This is a genomic window from Pseudomonas sp. PB3P13 (genome assembly GCF_054897735.1).
Genome location: NZ_CM142702.1, coordinates 4,745,118 through 4,767,957, shown reverse-complemented (window position 1 = coordinate 4,767,957; position 22,840 = coordinate 4,745,118). Strand labels below are relative to the sequence as shown.

Genomic DNA, 22,840 nt, shown 5'->3' with positions numbered 1-22,840 from the left:
ACATTCGAGGCGCGTGACCCATGCTCAGGAAAAAAATACTTGTCGCTGCCGGTATTCTTGTTGGAGCGAACACGGCTTAAAGTCGCATCAATCCCAACACACAAACGAGCAGGAAAGTGACCAATACCCATACTGTTTTCTACCCGAAGATTGTACGTCTCAAGCAATTGACCGAGCGTATCGGTCTCGGGCGGTCAACGATCTACGACCGCATGGACGTCCAGTCACCGAGGTACGACGCTACGTTCCCCAAACCGATCAAACTGGGGGCGGCGGCCGTTGGCTGGATCGACTCAGAAATCACCACTTGGATCGAGCAGCGTATGTCTGCCAAGAACGCGCGCTAATCATTCAACTGCCCACCTACCAGTGAATAGGCTGAAGTACCCCTTGCTGTTGTTGAACTGAATTCGAACACTAACTCTGTATAGCTGTTTAATTAATATTTCTATTGCGAGGTGCGCTACCGGCAGTGCTTTGATCGGGATCGGCATGCCTCAGTATTTTTGGTTTATATGTTATTAGCATTGGCAATGCTTATTTGTCTAGTAAGAAAGTTTGTATCTAGTAGATGTTGAAGTGGAGGGGGTTGACTTGGTCTAAAGCAAGTCAATCAGTGATCATCATTAAGTTGGTTGAGTGGTTGAAAGTATGAAGGGCTGTGTGAGCGTGTCAAAAGTTGAGCGCGAGATTGCGCTCCTTAGTAAATGTCGTATGGTTATCGACGGTGATGAGTTTGGTATGTTGAATTTTGACTTGATCAATGTGTTAAAGGATGCGTCGCTTTTAGTTCAAGAGATCATGGAGTCGAAGGATGATGCTTTTGAGCTCTATTACGGAAAAGACGGCGATGGTTTGCAGGTACGGCATAACGTTGCGGGTAGAAGTCTACGCAAACTTATAAAAATGAACATTGCTCGCGATAAGCAATTTTCTGAGCTTCATAGGCTTGAACCCTATATTGAGTTGGCAGTTCAGCAGATGGAAGCTGCTGGCTTATATCACGCTCACTGGCAGTATAAAAAACGCGTACAGTGTGACGATGTCGAAGTGCTGAATGATTGTGTGGATAAAATTCGTCAAAAGGCGAAGTCTAAACAGTTTCAGTCCATCCTCAAAAACTATGAACGTTCGAGCAATAAAAACTACAAGGAGCTGACGGAGTACGTTGACGCGTTGTTTGAACGCTATTCCAGGTTGCTGGTGCTGAGGGTTGACCTTGGCTACCAAAAGGAGCACTCCAAAACAACGCTGGCTAAAGCGAAGCAAGATCGAGAACATCTATTCCGAAACACAAGATCGAACAAATTATTTAATGGCATGGTGGGTTACATCTGGAAGCTGGAGCATGGGCCGGAGAAGGGTTTCCATTACCATATGATGTTTTTCTTTGATGGAGCGAAGGTTCGAGAGGATGGAACGCTGGTCAAGCGGATAGGCCAGTATTGGATTGATATGATTACGAAAGGTCGAGGCGTGTACTACAACTGCAATGCGGACAAATCGCGGTACAAGAGCTGTGGTATTGGCATGGTCCACAACGCGGATAACCTGATGCGGGATTCGCTGACCAACTTGGCGGTACCCTATCTGACCAAAACCGATCTCTATATGAAGCTTCAAACTACTGGTCGGGGCATGGGGAAGATGGAGCGACCGCGTCAGAAAGATCCTCGCGGACGGCCCAGGACGCCAATTGCTGCTTGAGAGTGTCGTGCACAAGACTCAGATTTGATCCGACAGACACCCAGCACTCTGGACTATCTGTCAGGTTCAATCTGTTATTCGTGGATTTCTACCGCTGCTGTCTTCGTCCAAGCAGTATTAACCAGTTCATCTTTTGGGAGCCATTCCTTCTCTAACAGATTACAAATATTCGATGCAGTCAAATTAGGTGGGCGGGTTTCGAGGAGGAATTTAATCATATCTTTCTCTAGCGCGATTGCTGCTCCCCTGAAGCTAATCCAGCCCCCCGCCGGTTTCAAGTGCTCAAGTAATCTTGCTACTTCTTCCTTGGCTAGTAGATAACTTTTATCCTTTGCTTTTGCATTCTTACTGTTTTGGATTGAGCGAGCATCTTTGTTCATCTTGTCGATAATCGCCGCTGATTTTTCTGAAATCTCACCAACCATCACGCTTGCGTAACAGGTAAAGGCCCAAGCTCGGTCGCGGTCATTATGTATCTCAGCGGATTTTGCCAGTTCGAGATATAGGTAGGCATATCTTGCGTCTCGCAGCAATGTGTTGAATTTGTTACCCTGCTGACTGTCTTCAAGACTCCAGCGAGTTTCAAGATCGGCTTGTAGTGCCGGGTCGTTTATTACTGCGCGAATGTCCTTCAGCAGTTTAATTAGTTCTTCATCACCCAGTATCGGCTTGAAGAAATGGTCGTCGAGTATTCCATAGTTTCTGTCAATAGCTGAGGCAATGCTGGTGTTGCCGATCATGTCATTAGTGTTCACCGTGATTTGGATCGGTGAAAACGGCGGGGAAGTCGCATCTTTCATTTTGTCGTTCTTTATCATAGTTGTTGGCGTTGTGTGTCGTATGATGCGTCAGTTTTGTCAGGATTGTCGAGGCTCGCCTCTCTTTGTGGTCGACTGGTAACATTCAGACGATGGCTCAAACTTAGGATTTGGGGACGATCGTGGGAGTGGTAATAAATGCGCTCCAGTCGTTCATTAGGAGCCGCCGCTTGTCGAGAAAGTCCGAGCGAGAGTATGCCCCTTCAGTTTGGTCACGTTCATCATGCGCCAGAGCCATCTCGCATACCTCGCGTGGGTAATGGGTACACTCCCCGGCCCAGTCTCGAAACGAGGAGCGAAAGCCGTGTCGAGTGATGTGTTTGTAGTTCATGGCGTGGAGGAGCGTGCGAATCGCATTGGCGTGCATCACTCCCGACTTGCCCTGTCCTGGAAAGAGAAAGGGGCTTCTTTCATCTCTCGGAATGCGCTTCACCAACTTCACGACTTCGTCGGAAAGCGGTATTACGAAAGCTACCCGCATTTTCATGCGTTCAGCCGGCAATGACCAAGTGTTTGCTTCCAAATCAAACTCATCCCAACGAGCGAACTGCACCATATGGGCACGTGCGCTGGTCATGATAAGCAACTGAGCTGCCAATGACGCCGGAGTGCTTTTTGCGTTCAGGCTTGTCATCAAGACAGGCACGTCCTGCCATCGTAGGGCGCCAAAGTGCTCGCGCTTTCGAGCCTTTTTCTTTTCTGCGCGACTTAGCAAGTTGTCTAAATGCCCACGCCATCGAGCAGGGTTTTCCCCCTCTCGGAGGTTGCGCGCCTTAGCAGCGTCCAGAACCTGCTCAATTTGCCCACGTAGCTCGTCGGCGGTTCTGGTTTTGGTGGCCCAGATTGGTTGCAATACCTTGAGCACCTCAGGAGTACCGATCTCTTCGGCTGACAGCTTACCAATGTGGTCAAATGCGTACAGTTCCAGCTTCCTCAGCCATCCTTTGCGCCACTTGTCTGACCAAGTTGCCCCATGTGCCTCGCAGTACTCTTTCGCAATTGTTTCGAACCTCAGCTGTTTTGCCTCGCTCGCTCGCTGTGCTTCTCGTTGAGCGGCGCGCTCATTGTCACGAGTGGCTAGAGGATCTATGCCATCGCTCAACTGGCTTCGTTTATTGCTAGCGTCTTGTCTGGCTTTCTTGAGAGTGACCTCAGGAAAGGAACCTAGGCCCATCTCTCTGCGACGACCTGCCAGTTGGAAGCGAAGTATCCAAGATTTTCGACCGGTAGGCTTAACGACCAACCGAAGCCCGTCCCCATCTTCATAGGTGCCAGGTTCGGTCAGGTTCTCGACTTGTTTCGGATTCAGCTTACCCATCAGATTTCCCCTTTTGTCCCCTTGTTCCCCCATTTGTCCCCCCAACACATCGTCGGATGAGGTTAGGTGGCGTTGAACGCCATTGGACAGAGAAATGCATTACGGCCCCGGAGTAGAGAGGCTAGCAGTTGATTTCTCAGATTGGATAGGATTATTTCGGACAATTAAAAAGCCGGCTTGTGGCCGGCTTCTAGGGGACTGGCTTGGTTTATTTTTGGTAAACCGCGCCAGCCTTCAAAACGTACACCCGGATCTTGCGTCCGGCTGTGGGACCTGGCGAGAACATCATCTGCCATGTCGGTGCGATCGAGCCGCGGAGGGCGCGCGATGCGCAAATGTGCGGCGCAGCATACTGATTTTTTTGCGTAGTGCCCAGTGTGAAGTGCAGGGTGCAGTGTCCGGCGGCGGGCGCAATTGTTGTGCTGAATGTGCCTTCGTCATCGCGGGCAAGCCCGGCGCCCACAGGTTCTGTATAGACCTGGAGAATCGGGTTGCCACGAATGCGCAGGGTGTTTACAGAAACGGCACCAGCGGCCTGCGCTTGTTCAGGGTGGACCACCAGAACACCCATCCCATTACCCTGATTTTTTGCTCTTCAATGTGTGCGGGCCTGAAGATTTCGTCGGGGTATTCGGCGCTGTTGTGGCTGCGCATGCGTAATGAATTACCGGGGATACGGTGCAGGTACTTGATGCGCAGCATGCCATCGTGCTCGATTGCGTAAATTTCGCCGTCGACGATTTGCGTGAGCCCGCGGTCGATGGCAATGAGGGAGCCGTCCTCGATTTTTTCGGCCATGCTGTTACCGATCATGCGGGCGCAGATGGCGTCGGTGTGCTTGATTTCCAGTGAGTCGAGATCGCTTCGGGGCAGGCGGATGGATTGCTCGGGGTCCCTGATGACATGGGTTTTGTCGGAGCCCGGGCCGAGGCTGGTTTCCGTGAAAAACGGCAATTCGACGTCGGTGGGTTCGATGACTTGATAGATGCCGCGCATCGCCTGAGCATCGAACGCGTTGCCGGCCTGGTCGAGCACGCGCAGTTCTCTGGCGGCCTTTGGGCCTTCGCCGGTTTTGAGCCAGTCACTGTTCACGGATAATCGTCTGGCGACTTCTTCCATGAAATAGTCCGGTACTCCACGGGTGTACCAGTTATGGACGTTTTGAGGTTTTTCGATCTGCAGGAATTCGGCAAATCGCGTCGTCGTGATATTCGCCTCTTTAAGGAGCATTTTGAATCGCAAACCGCAGGTTTTGTTCTTTTTCATGAACAGAAGTCTACGTGCGCCGCACGGGGCTTTGAATAAACGACTCGTTCAATTGAGCGCGAAATTTACGACCGGATGTAAGATGCCTTTTATGGAAATTAAACGGCGCTAACGCGGGTCGCTGAGCATTCAACGGCCAGTTTGTGCCGGGATGGACGCCCACAAAAAACCCCGGATCAACCGGGGTTTCTGTGCGTCACAAGTGCGAAATCAGCCTTTGTAGGCCGCTACCGACTTCATGATCTCGGTGCGAGCTGCTTCTGCGTCGCCCCAACCTTCGATTTTTACCCATTTGCCTTTTTCGAGGTCTTTGTAATTCTCGAAGAAGTGCTTGATCTGTTCCAGCAGCAACGCTGGCAGATCAGTGTATTCCTTCACGTCGACGTACAGCTGGGACAGCTTGTCGTGTGGCACTGCGATGACTTTGGCATCGCCGCCGCCGTCGTCGGTCATGTGCAGGATGCCGACCGGGCGGGCGCGGATCACCGAACCTGGAGCAACCGGGTAAGGGGTCACAACCAGCACGTCGAGGGGATCGCCGTCGTCAGCCAGGGTGTTGGGGATGAAACCGTAGTTGGCCGGATAGAACATCGGGGTGGCCATGAAACGGTCAACGAACAGGCAATCGCTGTCTTTGTCGATTTCGTATTTGATCGGCGCGTGATTGGCCGGAATCTCGATCGCGACGTAGATGTCGTTCGGCAGGTCTTTGCCAGCCGGAATCTTGCTGTAGCTCATTGGGCGGTGCCCCCGTAAGTTGACCAAAAACACTTGGCCGGATTGACCAAAAAGTGGCGGCGATTATAGGCATATTCCGCCGTCGGCGCCACGTACCAGAAGTTAGTCGCGTGCCTCATAGACCGGGTCCTCGGCCAGAAGTTGCCGCAATCGGGCCAGCGGGTCCTGGCGGTAGAAAAGCCTCAGTTGCTCGTACACCTTTGGATAAGCTTCCTGCAGCAGATCCGGCGCGCTGAAGAAGTATTCACTGGTGACCGCGAAGAATTCGGCCGGGCTCTCTGCAGCGTACGGGTCGATGGCCGTTTCGGCATCGGGGTCGCGCTCCAGTTGCCGATCAAGATCATCATAGGCCTCCTGCATCGCGGTGGCCCAGTCGCTCACGCGCATGTCCGTGTGCAGGGGTGGCAACCCGTTGGCGTCGCCGTTGAGCATGTCGAGTTTGTGCGCGAGTTCATGGATGACCAGGTTGTAGCCTTCCCAGCCGCCGCTGGCCATCACGCCGGGCCAGGCGAGAATGATCGGACCTTGCTGCCAGGCTTCGCCGCTGTGCTCGCCGTCCCATTCGTGTTCAACGCCGCTGGCGTCGCGATGGCGCTGCGGACTGACGAAATCGTCGGGATACAGCACAATTTCGTGAAACCCCTGATACCAGTCCAGATCCCCGAGGTGCAGCAAGGGCAGTTGCGCCTGCGCCGCGAGCAACAGGCGCTGCTCTTGATGGAGTTCGACGCCGGGCAGGGCGGTGAGGTGTTTGTCGTCGAGAAACAGCACGCAGGCTTCGCGCAGCCATTGGTCTTCGGCGGCGCTGAGGCCATCAAGAAAACTCAGGTGGTGGCGCACCCGCTGCCATATATCATCGGCAATAGGGTGGCGGGCGAGCCGGCGCTGGCGACGCCAGGCGCTAAACGACCACATGCTGATTCAGCGCGACTCGACGTTGGAACTTGAACGGCTAAAGCGGCTGCGAAACAGGCCGATGATCATCGGTACCAACGACAGCAAGATGATCGCGACCACCAGCAACGACAGGTTTTTCTTGATGAACGGGACATTGCCGAAGAAGTAACCGAGGGTCACCAGGCCGCCGACCCACAGAATCGTGCCGAGCACACTGAAACCGAAAAAGCGCGGATACGGCATTTTGGCAACACCGGCGACGAACGGCGCAAAGGTACGGATGATTGGCAGAAAGCGCGCCAGCGTCACAGTCTTGCCACCGTGCTTGTCGTAAAAGTCGTGGGTTTTCTGCAGGTAATCGCGGCGGAAGATCTTCGAGTTTGGATTGCTGAAAAGTTTTTCACCCGCTGTTCGGCCGATCACGTAATTGGTGCTGTCGCCAAGAATCGCCGCCAGCATCAAAAGTCCACCCAGGAGCACCGGGTCCATGCCGCCACCCGCCGCGACTGCACCGGCAATAAAGAGCAGGGAATCGCCCGGCAGAAAAGGCATCACCACCAGACCGGTCTCGCAGAAAATCACCAGAAACAGAATGGCGTAGATCCATGGCCCGTAGTTGTTGACCAGCAAATCGAGATAAACATCGAGATGCAGGATGAGGTCAAGCGGGTTGAAATCCATGGCGGGCACCTGTGGTAAGCGGCCCGACTCGGCAGGCCTGTGCGGTTGACTTCGCGTAAGGCCTACAGACGGGTGTAGTTTTTCTTACAAGCGGAAAGGACGGCATTATACGGGCTGGGTGATGAAAAGCGCGTTGAGTTTGTAGCGGCGGATGTCGCGCAGGACCGGCGGTCGACGCAATTTATTGCAGGAGCAAAGCTTGTTCGCGAACAGGGTTGGTCATTCAACCAGTGTCGTCTGTAAGAGCGCTTTCGCGAGCAGGCTTTGCTCCTGCACAGTGATGCTCAGAGCTCGTCGCTGATCGGCAACACATAGTTCTTGAACTCGGTGTCTTCTTTGAAACCAATCGATTCGTAGGTTTTTTGCGCGACTTCATTATCGCTGCTGGTGGAAACGCGCATGCGTACGGCCTGGGTGTCCTTGGCCATTTTTTTCGCGGTGCGGATCAGGTTGTCGGCCACCAACTGGCGGCGGGCGTCTTCGGCGACGTAGATGTCGTTGAGGATCCACACACGTTTGAGCGATAGCGAAGAAAAGCTCGGGTAGAGCTGACAGAAGCCCATCAATTTGTTGTCGTCATCGGCCAGTGCCAGGTAGATCACCGATTCCTTGCGACGCAGGCGTTTTTCCAGAAACGCGCGGGACGAGTCGGGATACGGCAAGGCGCCATAAAACTCGCGATACTTGACGAACAACGGGGTCAGCAAATCCAGGTGTTCCAGGGTCGCTTGAATAATCCGCATCGATAGGTCTCGTCTTCAAGTGGCTGTCATCACGTGCTCCGACGGCGAACGGTTCTCACTCGGGCAGCCGTGCGTCGATCCTGCCTGAATCAATCGCTGAAACGCAATGCGGAAACGCTTCAGGATTCCGGGGCGCTGAGCAGGAAATTACCCTTCATGTCCGCACCGCCGTCTGACGCCAGCGTCGGAACCTGTGCCTCGTCCTTCAGACTGACGCCGGACAACTGCCGCCGACAGGCCTCGCGCATCAGGTACAGCAAGCGGTGCGCCGCCATGCCGTAGCTCAGGCCTTCGAGCCGGACATTGGAAATGCAATTGCGATGAGCATCGGTCAGGCCGACTTTTGGCCCATAAGTGAAATACAGCCCCAGACTGTCCGGCGAACTCAGGCCCGGGCGCTCGCCGATCAGGATCACCACCATTTTCGCACCCAGCAGTTCACCGATTTCGTCAGCCACCGCAACCCGGCCTTGCTCGACCAGTAAAACGGGGGAAACCGACCAGCCGTCCGCCGCCATCTGCTCTTCCAGGCGCACGAGAAAGGGCAGGGTGTGGCGGTGAACGGCAAGCGCGGACAAGCCATCGGCCACGACGACTGCCAGGTCCACTGCGCCGGGATGCGCCGCTGCATGATCGCGCAGGATTTGTGCCGAGCCCTCACTGAGCTTGCGGCCCAGATCAGGCCGTTGCAGATAGCTGTCGCGGTTGGTCGCGGCACTTCGCAGCAATAGCGTTTCGCGTCCGCGCTGGGCAAGCTGGGCGCTGAGCCCCGCATGGTCGAACGGCAAATGCACGGCGTCGCGGGCCTGGGCGTGGGCGTACTGAAAATCCAGTTGCGCGCCGGTCGGCATGCTGGTGCCGGTGCGGCCCAAAGCGATGCGTGCCGAGGTCAGACGGCGCAATTCCAGTAGCGGGTTTTGCTGATCGACAGGTGGTTTATCCATTTCGACACTCATCCCAATTGCGCCAACGCGTGGCGAAACGCTGGCGGCAACTCCTCGCCAAACCTCACCCGGCCGTCGGCCTGCGTGAAAATGCCCATGGTCGCCAGCCATTGCTCGAATTCCGGCGCGGGTTTGAGCCCCAACGTCTGACGGGCGTACAGCGCGTCATGGAAGGAGGTGGTCTGGTAATTGAGCATGATGTCGTCTGAACCGGGGATGCCCATGATGAAGTTGATCCCGGCCACGCCGAGCAGCGTCAGCAGAGTGTCCATGTCGTCCTGATCGGCTTCGGCATGGTTGGTGTAGCAGATGTCGCAGCCCATTGGCACGCCGAGGAGCTTGCCGCAGAAATGGTCTTCGAGGCCGGCGCGAATGATCTGTTTGCCGTTATAGAGGTATTCCGGGCCGATAAATCCTACGACGGTATTCACCAGAAACGGTTTGAAATGACGCGCGACAGCGTAGGCGCGGGTTTCACAGGTTTGTTGATCGACGCCATGGTGGGCGTTGGCGGACAAAGCGCTGCCCTGACCGGTTTCGAAATACATCAGGTTCTGCCCCAGCGTGCCGCGATTCTGGCTGAGCCCGGCGTCATAGCCTTCCTGCAGCACATTCAGGTTGATGCCGAAACTGGCATTGGCCGCTTCGGTGCCGGCGATCGACTGGAACACCAGGTCCAGCGGGACGCCGCGATTGATCGCTTCGATGGACGTGGTGACATGGGTCAGCACGCAGGCCTGGGTGGGAATGTCGTAGCGCTGGATGATCGCGTCGAGCATTTCCAGCATCGCGCAGATCGAGGAAGTGCTGTCAGTGGCCGGGTTGACGCCGATCATGGCGTCACCGTTGCCGTACAGCAAACCGTCGAGAATGCTCGCGGCAATGCCGGCCGGCTCGTCCGTCGGGTGGTTGGGCTGCAGGCGCGTGGACAAGCGGCCGCGCAGGCCCATCGTGCCGCGAAACTTCGTGACTACGCGGATTTTCTGCGCTACCAGCACCAGATCCTGCACGCGCATGATCTTGGAAACAGCCGCGACCATTTCCGGGGTCAACCCGGGTGCGAGGGCGCGCAGGCTCTGTTCGTCGGCGGCATCGCTGAGCAACCAGTCGCGAAAACCGCCGACTGTGAGGTGGTTGACCACAGCGAAAGCCTGTTTGTCATGGGTGTCGATGATCAGTCGGGTGACTTCATCGGTCTCATAAGGAATCAGCATTTCCTGTAGGAAATGGGTAAGCGGTATGTCAGCCAGGGCCATCTGCGCTGCGACGCGCTCGCCATCGTTGAGGGCGGCAATGCCCGCGAGAAAGTCACCCGAACGTGCCGGGCTGGCCTTGGCCATGACGTCCTTGAGGCTATCGAAGCGATGGGTCTGGTGGCCGACCGTGTGCGCAAAACTGGCCATACGGATTCTCCATGACGGCGCAGCGTGGGGCTGCGCCGTGGTTCTGCGGCGGTTAGTGCAGGGCTTCTTCGGCTTTCTGAATCGCCGCGAATTCTTCTTCTGGGGTGCCTGCTACCAGGTGATGCCGACTGTAGAGCGCGAAGTAAGCAATTAGCACTCCATAGATGATCGCGGCGCCGATGACGACCCGCGGATCCACAAGAAAGCCCGCAACTACGGCAACGCAGGCCAATACCAACGCGACACCGGAAGTGAAAATGCCGCCCGGCGTGCGATACGGCCGATCCATTTTGGGGCGGCGAATGCGCAGGGAGATGTGCGCGGCCATCATCAGGACGTAGGAAATGGTGGCGCCGAACACCGCCACCAGAATCAGCAAATCGCCCTGTCCGGTCAGCGACAGGCCAAAACCGATGATGCCGGGAATGATCAGCGCCAGCACCGGTGCTTTGCTTTTGTTGGTCTCGGACAGTTTGCGCGGCAGGTAGCCCGCTCGGGACAGCGCGAAAATCTGCCGGGAATAGGCGTAGATGATCGAGAAGAAACTGGCGATCAGCCCGGCCAACCCGACCAGATTGACGAAGTGCCCCATCCAGGTTGAGCCGCCATAGGCCTTGCTCAAGGCTTCGACCAGCGGGTTGCCCGACGTCAGCAGCGCATTGGCGCCTGCACCGCCGGGACCGATCACCAGGATCAGCAAGGCAAAACTCACCAGCACCAGCATGGCGCCGATCAGTCCGCGAGGAAGATCGCGCTTCGGATTTTTGGTTTCTTCGGCGGCCAGCGGCACGCCTTCGACCGCGAGGAAAAACCAGATCGCGAAGGGAATCGCGGCCCACACGCCGACGTAGCCGAACGGCAGGAAACTGCTGGCGCCCCTGGCTTCGGTGACCGGAATGTCGAGCAGGTTGGCGACGCTGAAATGCGGCACCATCGCCACCAGAAACACAGCCAAAGCCAGCGCCGCCACGGCGGTGATGACGAACATCAGCTTGAGCGCTTCGCCGACGCCGAAAATATGGATGCCGATGAAGATGATGTAGAACGCCAGGTAAATCATCCAGCCGCCGATGCCGAACAACGATTCGCAATAGGCGCCGATGAATACAGCGATGGCAGCCGGGGCGATGGCGTACTCGATGAGGATGGCGGTACCGGTGAGAAATCCGCCCCAAGGCCCGAACGCGCTGCGGGCGAACCCGTAGCCACCGCCGGCGGTAGGGATCATGGATGACAATTCAGCCAGGGAAAAACACATGCATAAATACATGGTCGCCATCAGCAACGTGGCGATAAACATGCCACCCCAGCCGCCTTGCGCCAGGCCGAAGTTCCAGCCCGCGTAGTCGCCTGAAATGACGTAAGCCACGCCAAGGCCGACCAGCAGGACCCAGCCTGCCGCACCTTTTTTCAATTCGCGTTGCTGGAAATATTCTGTGCCGACTTTTTCGAAGTCGACCGAGGAGCCGGACGCCGGGTTGCCAGGTAGTTCGCTGGGCATGGGATTCACCGTTTTTTATTGTTTTTGAGCGATTGGGTTGATTACGAAATTGTAATCTCGCCCGAAACCTGTGGGAGCTAGCCTGCTGGCGATTGCGGTCCGTCAGCCAGAAAAAATTCTGACTGGTAAGACGCCATCGCCAGCAGGGCTAACTCCCACATTTTGTGGTGCTGTCCGTTAGAAAAAGCCCAACGGATTGATGTCGTAGCTCACCAACAGGTTTTTGGTCTGCTGGTAATGATCGAGCATCATTTTGTGGGTTTCACGCCCGACGCCGGACTTCTTGTAACCACCGAACGCGGCGTGCGCCGGGTACAGGTGATAGCAATTGGTCCAGACGCGACCGGCCTTGATGGCGCGGCCCATGCGGTAGGCGCGGTTGATGTCGCGGGTCCACAGACCGGCGCCGAGGCCGAACTCGGTGTCGTTGGCGATGGCCAGTGCTTCGGCTTCGTCCTTGAACGTGGTGATGCTCACCACCGGACCGAAGATTTCTTCCTGGAACACACGCATCTTGTTGGTGCCCTTGAGCAGCGTCGGCTGGATGTAGTAGCCGCTCGACAAACTGCCCTCGAGTTTTTCCACCTTGCCGCCGGTCAGCAGTTCGGCACCTTCGCCCTTGGCGATTTCCAGGTACGAAAGAATTTTGTCGAATTGTTGCTCGGACGCCTGAGCGCCGACCATGGTGTCGGTGTCCAGCGGGTCGCCACGTTTGATCTGCAGGACTTTATTCATGACGACTTTCATGAACTCGTCGTAGATCGATTCCTGCACCAGTGCGCGGGAAGGGCAGGTGCACACTTCGCCCTGGTTGAAGAACGCCAGCACCAGGCCTTCGGCGGCCTTTTCAATGAACGTCGGCTCGGCTTGCATGATGTCTTCGAAGAAGATGTTCGGCGACTTGCCACCCAGCTCCACGGTGGACGGAATGATGTTTTCGGCCGCGCATTTCATGATGTGCGAGCCGACCGGGGTCGAGCCGGTGAAGGCGATCTTGGCGATGCGTTTGCTGGTGGCCAGTGCCTCGCCGGCTTCTTTGCCGAAACCCTGCACGATGTTCAGCACGCCCGGTGGCAGCAAATCGCCGATCAGTTCTACCAGCACGGTGATGCCCAGTGGAGTTTGTTCGGCGGGTTTGAGCACCACGCAGTTGCCGGCCGCCAAAGCCGGGGCGAGTTTCCACGCCGCCATCAGGATCGGGAAGTTCCACGGGATGATCTGCCCGACCACGCCCAGCGGTTCATGAATGTGATAAGCCACGGTGTTGCCGTCGATTTCGGCGGCGCTGCCTTCCTGCGCACGGATGCAGCCGGCGAAATAGCGGAAGTGATCGGCGGCCAGCGGGATGTCGGCGTTGAGGGTTTCGCGCACGGCCTTGCCGTTGTCCCAGGATTCGGTGATCGCCAGCAGCTCGAGGTTTTCTTCGATGCGATCGGCGATTTTCAGCAGCGCCAGCGAGCGTGCCTGGGCGGACGTGGCGCCCCAGGCGTCGGCCGCCGCGTGGGCAGCATCCAGCGCCTTGTCGATGTCTTCGGCGGTGGAACGCGGGAATTCGGCAATAGGCTGGCCGTTGACCGGCGATGTATTGGTGAAGTACTGACCTTTGACAGGCGCGACGAACTCGCCGCCGATGTAGTTACCGTATTTGCTCTTGAACGAAACGATAGCGCCTTCAGTACCGGGGTGAGCGTAACGCATGATGTTTTCTCCTGGCTCTTGTAGTTATGGAAGAGAGGCGCATGTGCGCTTGCTATAAGCGTAGAGCAAAGGTTGGGCCACTGCCTTGCAGGTCAGAGGAATCAACGCTTTAGGTGATTTCTGTCGGACGGGCGGATGCTTGCTGTTGCGAGGCCGGCACAGTGCAGGTGACAGTTTGTACCGGGACTGACACAGGTGGTGACCGGGCAGTCTTGCCAGCATTGCAATGCAGACTTGGCTGGAGGATGCTCGCTGCTTGCACGTTGGTTGATAGCTGCCGCTTCGCTCATGTAGCAGCTGTCGAGTGAGACGAGGCTGCGATCTTTTGAGATAACTTTGAAAAGATCGCAGCCTCGTTTCACTCGACAGCTCCTGCAGGGGGCCGTGGACCTTTCGGGGGAATAACAAGAAATGCACGACAACCATTTGAGTCGCCATGCCCGGCAAGTGTTGACCGTCATCCAGGGGAAATCCCACCTGCACGGCCCTGGCAGCGATCCTTCCATTGCCCGTTCCTGGCTGCGATGTCTGCAGGACTATCACCTCGATCCCGCCCAGACGATGGCGCCGACGGTGCTCGAACATGGCCGCGTGCTCGAGGGCCGCGAACGTTTGCAGCAGGTGCTGCAGATCGCCGGCTCTGAAATGAGCAGTCTTCATCAGCAGCTCTCTGGCGCCGGCCACGCGGTTTTGCTGACCGATGCCCGCGGGGTGATCCTCAACTGCGTCACCGCGCCGGCCGAACGCAAGATCTTCGAGCGCGCCGGCCTCTGGCTCGGTGCCGACTGGAGTGAAGCCTGCGAAGGCACCAACGGCATCGGCACCTGCCTGGTGGAACGCCAGTCGCTGACCATCCATCAGGACGAACATTTTCGCGGTCGCCACACCGGCCTGACCTGCTCGGCGAGCCCGGTGTTCGACCCGCACGGCGAATTGCTGGCGGTGCTGGATGTGTCATCCGCGCGCCATGAAGTTTCCCGCCAGAGTCAGTTCCATACGATGGCGCTGGTCAATCTGTCGGCGAAGATGATCGAGAGCTGCTATTTCCTGCGCTACTTCGACAATCAATGGATGCTGCGTTTTCATCTGCAGGCCGAATCCGTCGGGCTGTTCAGCGAAGGGCTGTTGGCGTTTGACGGAGACGGGCGGATCAGCGCGGTCAATCAGAGTGCGCTGAACCTGCTGGGGCAGATTCGCGGCGGGCTGCTCGGCAAGCCAGTGGAATCATTGTTCGATTGTTCGCTGGATGATCTGCTCGGTCGCGCGAGTGTCGACGCCAGTGCCAGCTGGCCATTGCGCACCCGTGACGGGAGGGCCTTGTTTGCGGTGTTGCGTGGGCAGCCGCGCCGTATTGCGCTGCCGATGACGCCACCGTCAGTGGCCGCGCAACCTTCACGCCTGTCGGGGATTTGCCTGGGAGATGCCGGGTTGCAGGAAGCTTTTCGCAAGTCTGTGCGAGTGTTCGAGCGCGATGTGCCGCTGTTGATCCATGGCGAAACCGGTTCCGGCAAAGAGGCCTTCGCCAAAGCTGTGCACCAGGCCAGTCAGCGCTCTGATAAAGCATTCGTCGCACTTAATTGTGCAGCCATCCCCGAAAGTCTGATCGAGAGCGAACTGTTCGGCTATCGCGGTGGCAGCTTCACTGGTGCGCGCAAGGAAGGTATGCGCGGCAAGTTGCAGCAGGCCGACGGCGGGACGTTGTTTCTGGATGAAATCGGCGACATGCCGCTGGCCATGCAGACACGGCTGTTAAGGGTACTGGAAGACCGGCAAGTGGTGCCGATCGGTGGCGAACCGGAATCGGTCAATGTGCGGATCATCAGTGCAACTCACCGTGATTTGCTCGGGCGAGTGCAGGACGGCAGCTTCCGGGAAGATCTGTACTACCGGCTCAATGGCCTGGAAGTAGCGTTGCCGGCCTTGCGTGATCGCAGCGACAAATCGCAGTTGCTGGATTTTTTGCTGGCCGAGGAAACGGGAGGGCAGACGCTGGTGATCGAGGCCCCGGCGCGCCAGGCGTTGCTCGGTTTTGCCTGGCCAGGGAACGTGCGGCAGTTGCGCAATGTGCTGCGCACGTTGGCGGCGCTGTGTGATGGCGGGCGCATTGGGGTGGACGATTTGCCGGCGATGATTCGTCAGGCACGGCCGGCGGCTGTCGTTACGATCAAAGAAGCGTCGGGTCATCCGCTGGATGACGCCGAGCGATTGGCGCTGCTGAATGCGCTGGAGCGTACGCGGTGGCACATGACGCATACAGCTGAGCAGTTGGGCATAAGCCGCAATACGCTGTATAGAAAGCTGCATAAACACGGCATCGCCCGCTCGGCGTGAAAACTCGTCACAGGGACACCTGGCGACAAAAGCTAAAGGGTGCGAATTTCCCCTCCCTACGCTAACCTGCGGCCATGTTTTACGAGGTCGACTATGCACATTCATATTCTTGGTATCTGCGGCACTTTCATGGGTTCGATGGCGGTTCTGGCCAAAGAGCTCGGCCATCATGTGACGGGCTCCGATGCCAACGTCTATCCGCCAATGAGCACTCAGCTTGAAGCGCAGGGCATCGAACTGACCCAGGGTTACGACCCGGCGCAACTTGATCCCGCGCCCGACCTGGTGGTCATCGGCAATGCCATGTCACGCGGCAATCCGGCGGTGGAATATGTTCTGAACAAAGGCCTGCCGTACGTCTCCGGGCCGCAATGGCTGGCCGACCACGTCCTGCAGAACCGCTGGGTACTGGCCGTCGCCGGCACTCACGGCAAGACCACCACCAGTAGCATGCTTGCCTGGGTGCTGGAACATGCAGGCATGAGCCCGGGTTTCCTGATTGGCGGTGTGCCGCAGAACTTTTCCGTGTCTGCACGACTGGGCGATACGCCGTTCTTCGTGATCGAAGCGGACGAATACGACAGTGCCTTCTTCGACAAACGTTCGAAATTCGTTCACTACCGTCCGCGCACGGCGATCCTCAACAATCTTGAGTTCGATCACGCCGACATCTTCCCGGATCTGCCAGCCATCGAGCGGCAATTCCATCATTTGGTGCGGATCATTCCGAGCGAAGGGCTGGTCATTCATCCGACCACCGAGCCGGCCTTGCAGCGCGTCATCGAGATGGGCTGCTGGACGCCGGTACAAACCACCGGCGCCGGTGGTCAGTGGCAGGTCAAATTGCTGAGCGAAGACGGTTCGAAATTCGAAGTCATGTTCGAAGGCGTCGCCCAAGGCGTCGTCGAGTGGGACATGACCGGCCAGCACAACGTCGCCAATGCCTTGGCCACTTTGGCCGCAGCGCGTCACGTCGGCGTGGTGCCATCCATGGGCATCGCCGCGTTGAGCGCATTCAAAAGCGTCAAACGGCGCATGGAAAAAGTCGCGCAAGTACGCGGCATCACCATTTATGACGATTTCGCTCACCACCCGACGGCCATCGCCACCACGCTTGATGGTCTGCGCAAACGCATCGGCGACGCGCCGTTGATCGCCATCATCGAGCCGCGCTCCAACTCGATGAAGCTCGGCGCGCACCGGGATGGTCTGCCGGAAAGCGTGGTCGATGCCGATCAGGTGATCTGGTACGCGCCGGCGAATCTCGGCTGGGATCTGGCCGCGACCGCCGCGTTGTGCACCGTGCCGTCGATCGTCAGCGATTCGCTGGAAGGCATCATTGCGCGAGTCAAGAGCCAGGCGCAGCCCGGCACGCACGTGGTGATCATGAGCAACGGCGGCTTCGGCGGCCTGCACGGCAAACTCGCCGAGGCGTTGCAATGAACAGCGGGCCGGAACGCATCACGCTGGCGATGACCGGCGCCTCGGGCGCCCAGTATGGTTTGCGCCTGCTGGACTGCCTGGTGCGCGAAGATCGTGAGGTGCATTTCCTGATTTCCAAGGCGGCGCAACTGGTGATGGCCACTGAGACTGACGTCACGTTGCCACCAAAAACCCAGATGATGCAGGCCTTCCTCACCGAATACACCGGCGCCGCCGCCGGGCAGATTCGCGTATATGGCAAGGAAGACTGGATGTCGCCGGTGGCTTCGGGCTCCGGCGCGCCGGCGGCGATGGTGGTGGTACCGTGTTCCACCGGCACGTTATCGGCCATCGCCACAGGTGCCTGCAACAATCTGATCGAGCGGGCCGCCGATGTGACCTTGAAGGAGCGTCGCCAGTTGATTCTGGTGCCGCGCGAGGCACCGTATTCGAGCATTCATCTGGAGCACATGCTCAAGTTGTCGAACATGGGCGTGACCATTTTGCCGGCCTCGCCCGGCTTTTATCATCAGCCGCAAACCATCGATGACCTGATCGATTTTGTCGTCGCGCGGATTCTCAATCTGCTGAACATCCCCCAGGACATGCTGCCGCGCTGGGGCGAACACCATCTGACCAGCGATGAATAAACTGCTGCTGGTGGTGCTGGCGTTGCACCTGGCCGGATGCGCCACGGCGCGAACGCTGGATGCAGCAAAGCCCGGCGCGCCGGTGGTGTACGCCGGAACACGGCTGGATTTGTATGCGTTAAACGGCGGTTGCTGTGCGATGGACCGCTTTGGCGCAGAGGCGCCAAGTTATCCAGGCGTTGATCTGCCGGCGAGTGCGTTGCTGGATACGCTGTTGTTGCCGTTGTCGGTGTTGACGGTTTTAGGTGTCGGGTTTCAGGCCACCGGAGGGTTGTAAGGCTGTGCGAGGGGGCTTATCGGACCGCCGAACCGCCCCGTCGGGTCTCGGAACAGTTGCAGGTTCTAAACCCGTAGAGGGCCGCTGCGCGACCCAACGGGGGCAAGCCCCCTCGCCACAGCAAGCCCCCTCGCCACAACAAGCCCCCTCGCCACAGCAAGCCCCCTCGCCACAACAAGCCCCTCGCCTCAGGTTAAGAGCAAGGCTCGCTTCAGGGCCGGGTTACTTACCCAACTTGCGCAACTCATCCGACTCGACCACCCGCACGCCGTCCTGTTCTTCCAGCGCCAGTCGCCACATCGCGCGGGCCAGCTGGCAGGCTTCGATGCCATGGTATTTACCTGGAATCAGCCGTGACAGCGGCCCGACGACTTTTTCGGCCAACCGCGGTTCGATGCGATCACCCAGCAACAGCGAAGGTCGGCAGATGGTCAGTTGCGGCCAATCCTGCGCGCGCAATGCGTATTCCATCTCGCCTTTGACCCGGTTGTAGAATATCGAAGATCTGCGATCGGCCCCCACGGCACTGATCACGATCAAGTGCCGGGCACCCATTTCCCGCGCACGTTTGGCGAAGGCTACCACCATGTCCAGGTCCACGGCGCGAAACGCTTCCTCCGAACCTGCCTGCTTGATCGTCGTACCCAGGCAGCAATAGGCGATATCGACGCGGCCGTTCAGTTGCGGCAGGAACACCGCCGGGTCGCCGACCGGGTTTTCCAGATGCGGATGTTCGGCCAGTGGCCGCCGCGAAGGCGCCAGAACACGTGTAATCGTGGGCTCGTTGAGCAGGCGGTCAAGCAGGTGTTCACCCGTCAAGCCGGTGGCTCCGGCAAGCAATACGTGCTGAGGCGTCAAATACATAGTGTGTCTCCCCTGATACTGTTCAGCTTAGTTGCTCTTTGCATCCTTGTTGCCGATAGAGACACTCTGTAGTGCTTTTCGTGCCTGCTGCTTGCGCAATAGCTGCCAGTGGGTGAGAACGGTTTTGGGTGCCCATATCTGCGGTTCGGAGGCCTCGAAGTTGTCGGCCAGTTCACGCTCGGCCACCGTGGCTTTGGCCAGTTTGAAGGCATGTTCCAGGTCATCGGTCTGGTTCAGTGCCTTGGCGAACAGGGCGTCGCCGAAGTAGGTGAAGTTGGCTTCTTCGGAGCAGCCGAACGACACCCGGTCGGCGCGCGAGGCGGTCATGATCAGCGTGCGTTCGTCCTTGAGTGTCGGGATGAATCCTCCGCTGTAGCAGGCCGAGACCACGATAATCTTGTCGCGGTTTTTCAACGGCGCGAGGACCGCGGCGAGTTCGTCAGTAGGCAAGTCGGAGAGCTGCATGCGTGGCTGCTCAAGGACCAGTTCATGTTCGCTGGTGCCGTGGCTGGTCAGGTAGATGAAAATGAGGTCCTCCGGGCCACTGCGCTCAGCCAGTGTCAGGGCGGCGCGACGCAGGTTTTCGCGGGTGGCCATGGGGCGATCGACGAGATGATCGCGATGGTTGACCAGGCGAATCTGCCCAAAGGCGCCGAAGCGGCTGGCGAGCATGTTGCTGACAAAGTCGGACTCGCGCAGGAACACGCTCTGCTTTCCATCGCCGCCGAGAGTGAGGGTGTACAACTCGATCGCCGGGGTTGAGGCGGGCACACTGGCCAGCGTCTCTTCGAGCAGACGGCCCTGAGCCAGCAAGCCGAGTTCGAGGCTGTCGGGCAGCAGTTTGCCGTCGGCGTCGCGAACACGTTGGCCATTGACCCACGTGCCGCTTTGCACGCTGCCGTCGGTTAACACCAGCGTGCCTCGCCCGGAATAGCTGTCGGCGTCGAACTGGCCGATATAAAAACTGCCGTCAGACAGATTCAAACGGCCCTGACCGCTGAAGCGCCAGTCATTGAACTGACCGATGTAGTGGCTGCCATCTGCGCCGATCAATTCGCCTTTGCCATTGAGCGAGCCTTCCTTGAACTGACCCAGCCAGACATCGCCGTCGGCGTTCTCGTAGCGGCCCTTGCCGTGCAACTGATTGTTCTTGAAACCGCCGACATACAGATCGCCTTCGGCGCTGTTGAAAGTGCCGTTGCCCTCCAGCTGACCGTCCTTGAAATGCCCGCTGAACTGGTTGCCGCTGTTATCGCCGCGCTGGCCTTCGCCGTTCGGTTTGCCGTTGGCGAACTGGCCCTGATACGAGCTGCCGTCCTCCAGTTCGAGGCGACCGAGACCTGCGTATTGATCGGCTCTGAATTCGCCGCGATAGGTCATGCCGTTTTCTTTGAGGGTGCCTTCGCCTTCCCGCCGTCCCGCCTTGAATCCGCCGACATAGCTGCTGCCGGTGGTGCTCAGCGTACCTTTGCCCTCGAACAGGCCTTGGTTGAAGCCCCCGCGATACACTTCACCGTTGCTGCCATGCCATTCGCCCTGGCCATGCCATTGGCCTTTGTCAAATTCACCGGCGTACCAGCTGCCGTTCGGATAATCGACGCGTCCCTGGCCTTGCAACAGCCCGTCGACCACTTCACCGCGATAGCGTCCGCCGTCCGGCAGGCGTGCGTCAGGCGGCAACAGCGATTCGCCGTCGCCGCAAGCGGTGAGCATCAGGGTCAAGGCAATGAGTGCAAGTGAGCGCATAGCGGGATCCGGGCAATTAGGCGACCGAGTATGCCGCAGCGCCATGACCTTATATAGCCGGGAAAACCGCAGAGGGCGCGAAACAGCATGCGCTGCTCCGCATCCGGGATGCTCAGACGAACGCGAGCGACAGCGGCTCGGCGATGTAGGCCGGTTTTTCCGAACCTTCGATCTCCAGCGCGGCGGTGGCCTTGAGGAGCCATTGGCCGGGCTTTTTCTCGGTGACGTTGGTCAGCTCGACCTTGAGGCGCACCCTGGAATCGACCTTGACCGGTTGAATGAAGCGCACGCTGTCGAGCCCGTAATTGACCACCATCTTCAGCCCTTCGGGCAGGACGAGGATGTCTTCCATCAGTTTGGGAATCAGTGACAGCGACAAAAAACCGTGGGCAATGGTGCTGCCAAAGGGCGTTTGCGCAGCCTTGACCGGATCGACGTGAATGAACTGATAGTCGCCTGTGGCTTCCGCAAACAGGTTGATGCGCTCCTGATCGATGGTGAACCATTCGGAACATCCAAGTTCCTTGCCTACATAATCTTTGAGCTCTGCAGCGGGAACATAGGGCATTGAGACTCTCCTTGGGTGCATCGATTTTTTATAGTTTTGGGGGACGGGATTCGAGCTCCCGGATTACCACTTTAGATCAACATGGCAATTTGCTCCGGTCAACCGACCATGCTTTTGGCGAATGCCGGTCCATAGCGTGGACATGCTTATAATGCCCGGCGCGAATTTGAGGAGAGACGACGGATGTTGTTACGTGGCCTGACCTGGCTGGTGTTGTTCCAATTGCTGGGCACCGCCCTCAATCATTTGTTTCTGCCTGTGTTGCCGGGGCCAATCATTGGCCTGCTGCTGTTGCTGGTGTACCTGATCAGCCGGGGTCAGGTTGGTGAGCCGTTGAACCTCGCTGCCAGCAGCCTGCTGCGTTATCTGCCGTTGCTGCTGGTGCCGCCGGCGGTGGGCGTGATGGTTTACGCCAGGGACATCGCTGCCGATTTCTGGGCGATTGTCGGTGCGCTGGTGCTTTCACTGCTGCTGTCCATGGCCTTCGCCGGCGTGCTGATGCAACGGATGATCAAGCGTCATGCGGCTCACGCCGAGGACTCGCCATGATCCTCGACTGGCACGGCGCGTGGACGTCAGTCATTCACCATCCTCTGTTCGGCATTGGCATCACTTTGGGTGCTTATCAACTGGTGCTGGCAGCGTTTGAGAAAACCCGCTGGATCTTTTTGCAACCGGTGCTGGTCTCCATGTTGGTGGTGATCGCGGTGCTGGTGGGGTGTGGGCTGAGCTATGCCGAGTACCGCAAAAGCACCGAAATCCTCAGCATCCTGCTCGGCCCTGCCACGGTGGCGCTGGCCGTGCCGCTCTACCTGAACCTGCGACGGATTCGACAGTTGTTCTGGCCGATATTTACTACGCTGGTGATAGGCGGGGTGGTCGCCACGGGCATGGGCGTGTTGCTCGGTTGGTCGTTTGGCGCCGAACACATGATCCTGATGACCATGGCGCCAAAGTCGGTGACATCGCCAATCGCGATACTGGTGGCCGAGCAGATTGGCGGTGTCGCGGCGCTGGCGGCGGTGTTCGTGTTGATCACCGGGGTGATCGGGGCGATTTTCGGTCCGGGTCTGTTGACCCGATTGGGCGTACACAGCCCCGAGGCGCGCGGCATGGCGCTGGGCATGACCGCCCACGCGGTCGGCACGGCGGTGGCGATGCAGGAAAACGAAGAATGCGGCGCCTTTGCGGCGCTGGCGATGAGTCTGATGGGTGTAGCCACGGCAGTGTTGTTGCCGCTGGCGGTGTCGATGGTGGTGTAAGGAAAT

General features: G+C 58.0%; 23 protein-coding genes. 8 read left to right on the top strand and 15 right to left on the bottom strand.

Going from position 1 to position 22,840, the window contains the following annotated elements:
- The first annotated feature begins 116 nt into the window (after positions 1 to 116).
- Together ACYZT1_RS22000 and ACYZT1_RS21995 are read left to right on the top strand one after the other, a co-directional pair.
- Complete coding sequence (locus tag ACYZT1_RS22000; protein ID WP_462016701.1) at positions 117 to 347, top strand: helix-turn-helix transcriptional regulator; 231 nt, start codon at positions 117 to 119, stop codon at positions 345 to 347.
- Between the two features lie 316 nt (positions 348 to 663).
- The gene (locus tag ACYZT1_RS21995) at positions 664 to 1,707 is read left to right on the top strand and encodes a YagK/YfjJ domain-containing protein (RefSeq protein ID WP_462016700.1); all 1,044 of its coding nucleotides are present in this window, start codon (positions 664 to 666) and stop codon (positions 1,705 to 1,707) included.
- A gap of 74 nt (positions 1,708 to 1,781) precedes the next feature.
- On the opposite strand, the gene ACYZT1_RS21990 is transcribed toward ACYZT1_RS21995, so the two are convergent.
- The 12 genes from ACYZT1_RS21990 to exaC all read right to left on the bottom strand — a co-directional run bounded on the left by ACYZT1_RS21990 (position 1,782) and on the right by exaC (position 13,714).
- Entirely contained in the window at positions 1,782 to 2,507 is a 726-nt protein-coding gene (locus tag ACYZT1_RS21990; RefSeq protein WP_462016699.1) for a hypothetical protein, read from the bottom strand.
- A gap of 121 nt (positions 2,508 to 2,628) precedes the next feature.
- A complete protein-coding gene (locus ACYZT1_RS21985; protein ID WP_462016698.1) occupies positions 2,629 to 3,843 on the bottom strand; it encodes a tyrosine-type recombinase/integrase in 1,215 nt (404 codons plus the stop codon).
- Positions 3,844 to 4,051: 208 nt separating this feature from the next.
- A complete protein-coding gene (locus ACYZT1_RS21980) occupies positions 4,052 to 4,414 on the bottom strand; it encodes a hypothetical protein (protein ID WP_462016697.1) in 363 nt (120 codons plus the stop codon).
- Positions 4,357 to 5,109 (bottom strand): S24 family peptidase, encoded by a 753-nt coding sequence (locus ACYZT1_RS21975; protein ID WP_462016696.1) that lies wholly within the window; start codon positions 5,107 to 5,109, stop codon positions 4,357 to 4,359. Before ACYZT1_RS21975 ends, ACYZT1_RS21980 begins: the two co-directional genes overlap by 58 nt.
- Before the next feature lie 210 nt (positions 5,110 to 5,319).
- Positions 5,320 to 5,847 carry an inorganic diphosphatase gene (ppa, locus tag ACYZT1_RS21970; RefSeq protein WP_045061525.1) on the bottom strand — a complete coding sequence of 176 codons (528 nt, stop codon included), beginning with the start codon at positions 5,845 to 5,847 and terminating at the stop codon, positions 5,320 to 5,322.
- Between the two features lie 102 nt (positions 5,848 to 5,949).
- Positions 5,950 to 6,762, bottom strand: coding sequence for a M90 family metallopeptidase (locus ACYZT1_RS21965; RefSeq protein ID WP_462016695.1), 813 nt, complete (start codon positions 6,760 to 6,762; stop codon positions 5,950 to 5,952).
- A gap of 6 nt (positions 6,763 to 6,768) precedes the next feature.
- On the bottom strand, positions 6,769 to 7,425 hold the full coding sequence (locus tag ACYZT1_RS21960; protein ID WP_462016694.1) for a DedA family protein: 657 nt from the start codon (positions 7,423 to 7,425) through the stop codon (positions 6,769 to 6,771).
- A 284-nt stretch (positions 7,426 to 7,709) separates the two neighbouring features.
- On the bottom strand, positions 7,710 to 8,168 hold the full coding sequence (locus ACYZT1_RS21955) for a GNAT family N-acetyltransferase (RefSeq protein ID WP_462016693.1): 459 nt from the start codon (positions 8,166 to 8,168) through the stop codon (positions 7,710 to 7,712).
- Positions 8,169 to 8,287: 119 nt separating this feature from the next.
- On the bottom strand, positions 8,288 to 9,112 hold the full coding sequence (gene eutC, locus ACYZT1_RS21950; RefSeq protein ID WP_462016692.1) for an ethanolamine ammonia-lyase subunit EutC: 825 nt from the start codon (positions 9,110 to 9,112) through the stop codon (positions 8,288 to 8,290).
- Positions 9,113 to 9,120: 8 nt separating this feature from the next.
- Positions 9,121 to 10,515: an ethanolamine ammonia-lyase subunit EutB gene (locus ACYZT1_RS21945; protein ID WP_462016691.1), complete on the bottom strand. Its 1,395-nt coding sequence runs from the start codon at positions 10,513 to 10,515 to the stop codon at positions 9,121 to 9,123.
- Between the two features lie 52 nt (positions 10,516 to 10,567).
- Complete coding sequence (gene eat, locus ACYZT1_RS21940) at positions 10,568 to 12,016, bottom strand: ethanolamine permease (RefSeq protein ID WP_462016690.1); 1,449 nt, start codon at positions 12,014 to 12,016, stop codon at positions 10,568 to 10,570.
- Positions 12,017 to 12,193: 177 nt separating this feature from the next.
- On the bottom strand, positions 12,194 to 13,714 hold the full coding sequence (gene exaC / locus ACYZT1_RS21935; protein ID WP_462016689.1) for an acetaldehyde dehydrogenase ExaC: 1,521 nt from the start codon (positions 13,712 to 13,714) through the stop codon (positions 12,194 to 12,196).
- Positions 13,715 to 14,125: 411 nt separating this feature from the next.
- On the opposite strand from exaC, the gene ACYZT1_RS21930 reads away from it, so the two are divergent.
- From ACYZT1_RS21930 to ACYZT1_RS21915, 4 genes are all read left to right on the top strand, one after another.
- Complete coding sequence (locus ACYZT1_RS21930; protein ID WP_462016688.1) at positions 14,126 to 16,045, top strand: sigma-54-dependent Fis family transcriptional regulator; 1,920 nt, start codon at positions 14,126 to 14,128, stop codon at positions 16,043 to 16,045.
- A gap of 93 nt (positions 16,046 to 16,138) precedes the next feature.
- The gene (gene mpl, locus ACYZT1_RS21925; RefSeq protein WP_462016687.1) at positions 16,139 to 17,488 is read left to right on the top strand and encodes a UDP-N-acetylmuramate:L-alanyl-gamma-D-glutamyl-meso-diaminopimelate ligase; all 1,350 of its coding nucleotides are present in this window, start codon (positions 16,139 to 16,141) and stop codon (positions 17,486 to 17,488) included.
- The gene (gene ubiX / locus ACYZT1_RS21920) at positions 17,485 to 18,117 is read left to right on the top strand and encodes a flavin prenyltransferase UbiX (protein WP_462016686.1); all 633 of its coding nucleotides are present in this window, start codon (positions 17,485 to 17,487) and stop codon (positions 18,115 to 18,117) included. The genes mpl and ubiX overlap by 4 nt, the downstream gene beginning before the upstream one ends.
- Positions 18,110 to 18,394, top strand: coding sequence for a YceK/YidQ family lipoprotein (locus ACYZT1_RS21915; RefSeq protein ID WP_462016685.1), 285 nt, complete (start codon positions 18,110 to 18,112; stop codon positions 18,392 to 18,394). Before ubiX ends, ACYZT1_RS21915 begins: the two co-directional genes overlap by 8 nt.
- 222 nt (positions 18,395 to 18,616) lie before the next feature.
- Here ACYZT1_RS21915 and ACYZT1_RS21910 read toward each other — a convergent pair whose 3' ends face one another.
- The 3 genes from ACYZT1_RS21910 to ACYZT1_RS21900 form a co-directional block, all read right to left on the bottom strand.
- Positions 18,617 to 19,258, bottom strand: a complete 642-nt coding sequence (locus tag ACYZT1_RS21910) for an oxidoreductase (RefSeq protein ID WP_462016684.1) — start codon at positions 19,256 to 19,258, stop codon at positions 18,617 to 18,619.
- 27 nt (positions 19,259 to 19,285) lie between these two features.
- Complete coding sequence (locus ACYZT1_RS21905; protein WP_462016683.1) at positions 19,286 to 21,004, bottom strand: C13 family peptidase; 1,719 nt, start codon at positions 21,002 to 21,004, stop codon at positions 19,286 to 19,288.
- Positions 21,005 to 21,116: 112 nt separating this feature from the next.
- Positions 21,117 to 21,572 (bottom strand): MaoC family dehydratase, encoded by a 456-nt coding sequence (locus tag ACYZT1_RS21900; protein WP_462016682.1) that lies wholly within the window; start codon positions 21,570 to 21,572, stop codon positions 21,117 to 21,119.
- Between the two features lie 183 nt (positions 21,573 to 21,755).
- On the opposite strand from ACYZT1_RS21900, the gene ACYZT1_RS21895 reads away from it, so the two are divergent.
- Both ACYZT1_RS21895 and ACYZT1_RS21890 read left to right on the top strand, forming a co-directional pair.
- A complete protein-coding gene (locus tag ACYZT1_RS21895; protein ID WP_462016681.1) occupies positions 21,756 to 22,121 on the top strand; it encodes a CidA/LrgA family protein in 366 nt (121 codons plus the stop codon).
- Positions 22,118 to 22,834 (top strand): LrgB family protein, encoded by a 717-nt coding sequence (locus ACYZT1_RS21890; RefSeq protein WP_462016680.1) that lies wholly within the window; start codon positions 22,118 to 22,120, stop codon positions 22,832 to 22,834. The genes ACYZT1_RS21895 and ACYZT1_RS21890 overlap by 4 nt, the downstream gene beginning before the upstream one ends.
- Positions 22,835 to 22,840 lie beyond the last annotated feature (6 nt).

What these genes read in the sequence shown, in the direction of transcription:
- ACYZT1_RS21990 (WP_462016699.1), bottom strand. Translation starts at nt 2,507, where the DNA reads ATGAAAGATGCGACTTCCCCGCCGTTTTCACCGATCCAAATCACGGTG.
- ACYZT1_RS21985 (WP_462016698.1), bottom strand. Translation starts at nt 3,843, where the DNA reads ATGGGTAAGCTGAATCCGAAACAAGTCGAGAACCTGACCGAACCTGGC.
- ACYZT1_RS21980 (WP_462016697.1), bottom strand. Translation starts at nt 4,414, where the DNA reads ATGGGTGTTCTGGTGGTCCACCCTGAACAAGCGCAGGCCGCTGGTGCC.
- ACYZT1_RS21975 (WP_462016696.1), bottom strand. Translation starts at nt 5,109, where the DNA reads ATGAAAAAGAACAAAACCTGCGGTTTGCGATTCAAAATGCTCCTTAAA.
- ppa (WP_045061525.1), bottom strand. Translation starts at nt 5,847, where the DNA reads ATGAGCTACAGCAAGATTCCGGCTGGCAAAGACCTGCCGAACGACATC.
- ACYZT1_RS21965 (WP_462016695.1), bottom strand. Translation starts at nt 6,762, where the DNA reads ATGTGGTCGTTTAGCGCCTGGCGTCGCCAGCGCCGGCTCGCCCGCCAC.
- ACYZT1_RS21960 (WP_462016694.1), bottom strand. Translation starts at nt 7,425, where the DNA reads ATGGATTTCAACCCGCTTGACCTCATCCTGCATCTCGATGTTTATCTC.
- ACYZT1_RS21955 (WP_462016693.1), bottom strand. Translation starts at nt 8,168, where the DNA reads ATGCGGATTATTCAAGCGACCCTGGAACACCTGGATTTGCTGACCCCG.
- eutC (WP_462016692.1), bottom strand. Translation starts at nt 9,112, where the DNA reads ATGGATAAACCACCTGTCGATCAGCAAAACCCGCTACTGGAATTGCGC.
- ACYZT1_RS21945 (WP_462016691.1), bottom strand. Translation starts at nt 10,515, where the DNA reads ATGGCCAGTTTTGCGCACACGGTCGGCCACCAGACCCATCGCTTCGAT.
- eat (WP_462016690.1), bottom strand. Translation starts at nt 12,016, where the DNA reads ATGCCCAGCGAACTACCTGGCAACCCGGCGTCCGGCTCCTCGGTCGAC.
- exaC (WP_462016689.1), bottom strand. Translation starts at nt 13,714, where the DNA reads ATGCGTTACGCTCACCCCGGTACTGAAGGCGCTATCGTTTCGTTCAAG.
- ACYZT1_RS21930 (WP_462016688.1), top strand. Translation starts at nt 14,126, where the DNA reads ATGCACGACAACCATTTGAGTCGCCATGCCCGGCAAGTGTTGACCGTC.
- mpl (WP_462016687.1), top strand. Translation starts at nt 16,139, where the DNA reads ATGCACATTCATATTCTTGGTATCTGCGGCACTTTCATGGGTTCGATG.
- ubiX (WP_462016686.1), top strand. Translation starts at nt 17,485, where the DNA reads ATGAACAGCGGGCCGGAACGCATCACGCTGGCGATGACCGGCGCCTCG.
- ACYZT1_RS21915 (WP_462016685.1), top strand. Translation starts at nt 18,110, where the DNA reads ATGAATAAACTGCTGCTGGTGGTGCTGGCGTTGCACCTGGCCGGATGC.
- ACYZT1_RS21910 (WP_462016684.1), bottom strand. Translation starts at nt 19,258, where the DNA reads ATGTATTTGACGCCTCAGCACGTATTGCTTGCCGGAGCCACCGGCTTG.
- ACYZT1_RS21905 (WP_462016683.1), bottom strand. Translation starts at nt 21,004, where the DNA reads ATGCGCTCACTTGCACTCATTGCCTTGACCCTGATGCTCACCGCTTGC.
- ACYZT1_RS21900 (WP_462016682.1), bottom strand. Translation starts at nt 21,572, where the DNA reads ATGCCCTATGTTCCCGCTGCAGAGCTCAAAGATTATGTAGGCAAGGAA.
- ACYZT1_RS21895 (WP_462016681.1), top strand. Translation starts at nt 21,756, where the DNA reads ATGTTGTTACGTGGCCTGACCTGGCTGGTGTTGTTCCAATTGCTGGGC.
- ACYZT1_RS21890 (WP_462016680.1), top strand. Translation starts at nt 22,118, where the DNA reads ATGATCCTCGACTGGCACGGCGCGTGGACGTCAGTCATTCACCATCCT.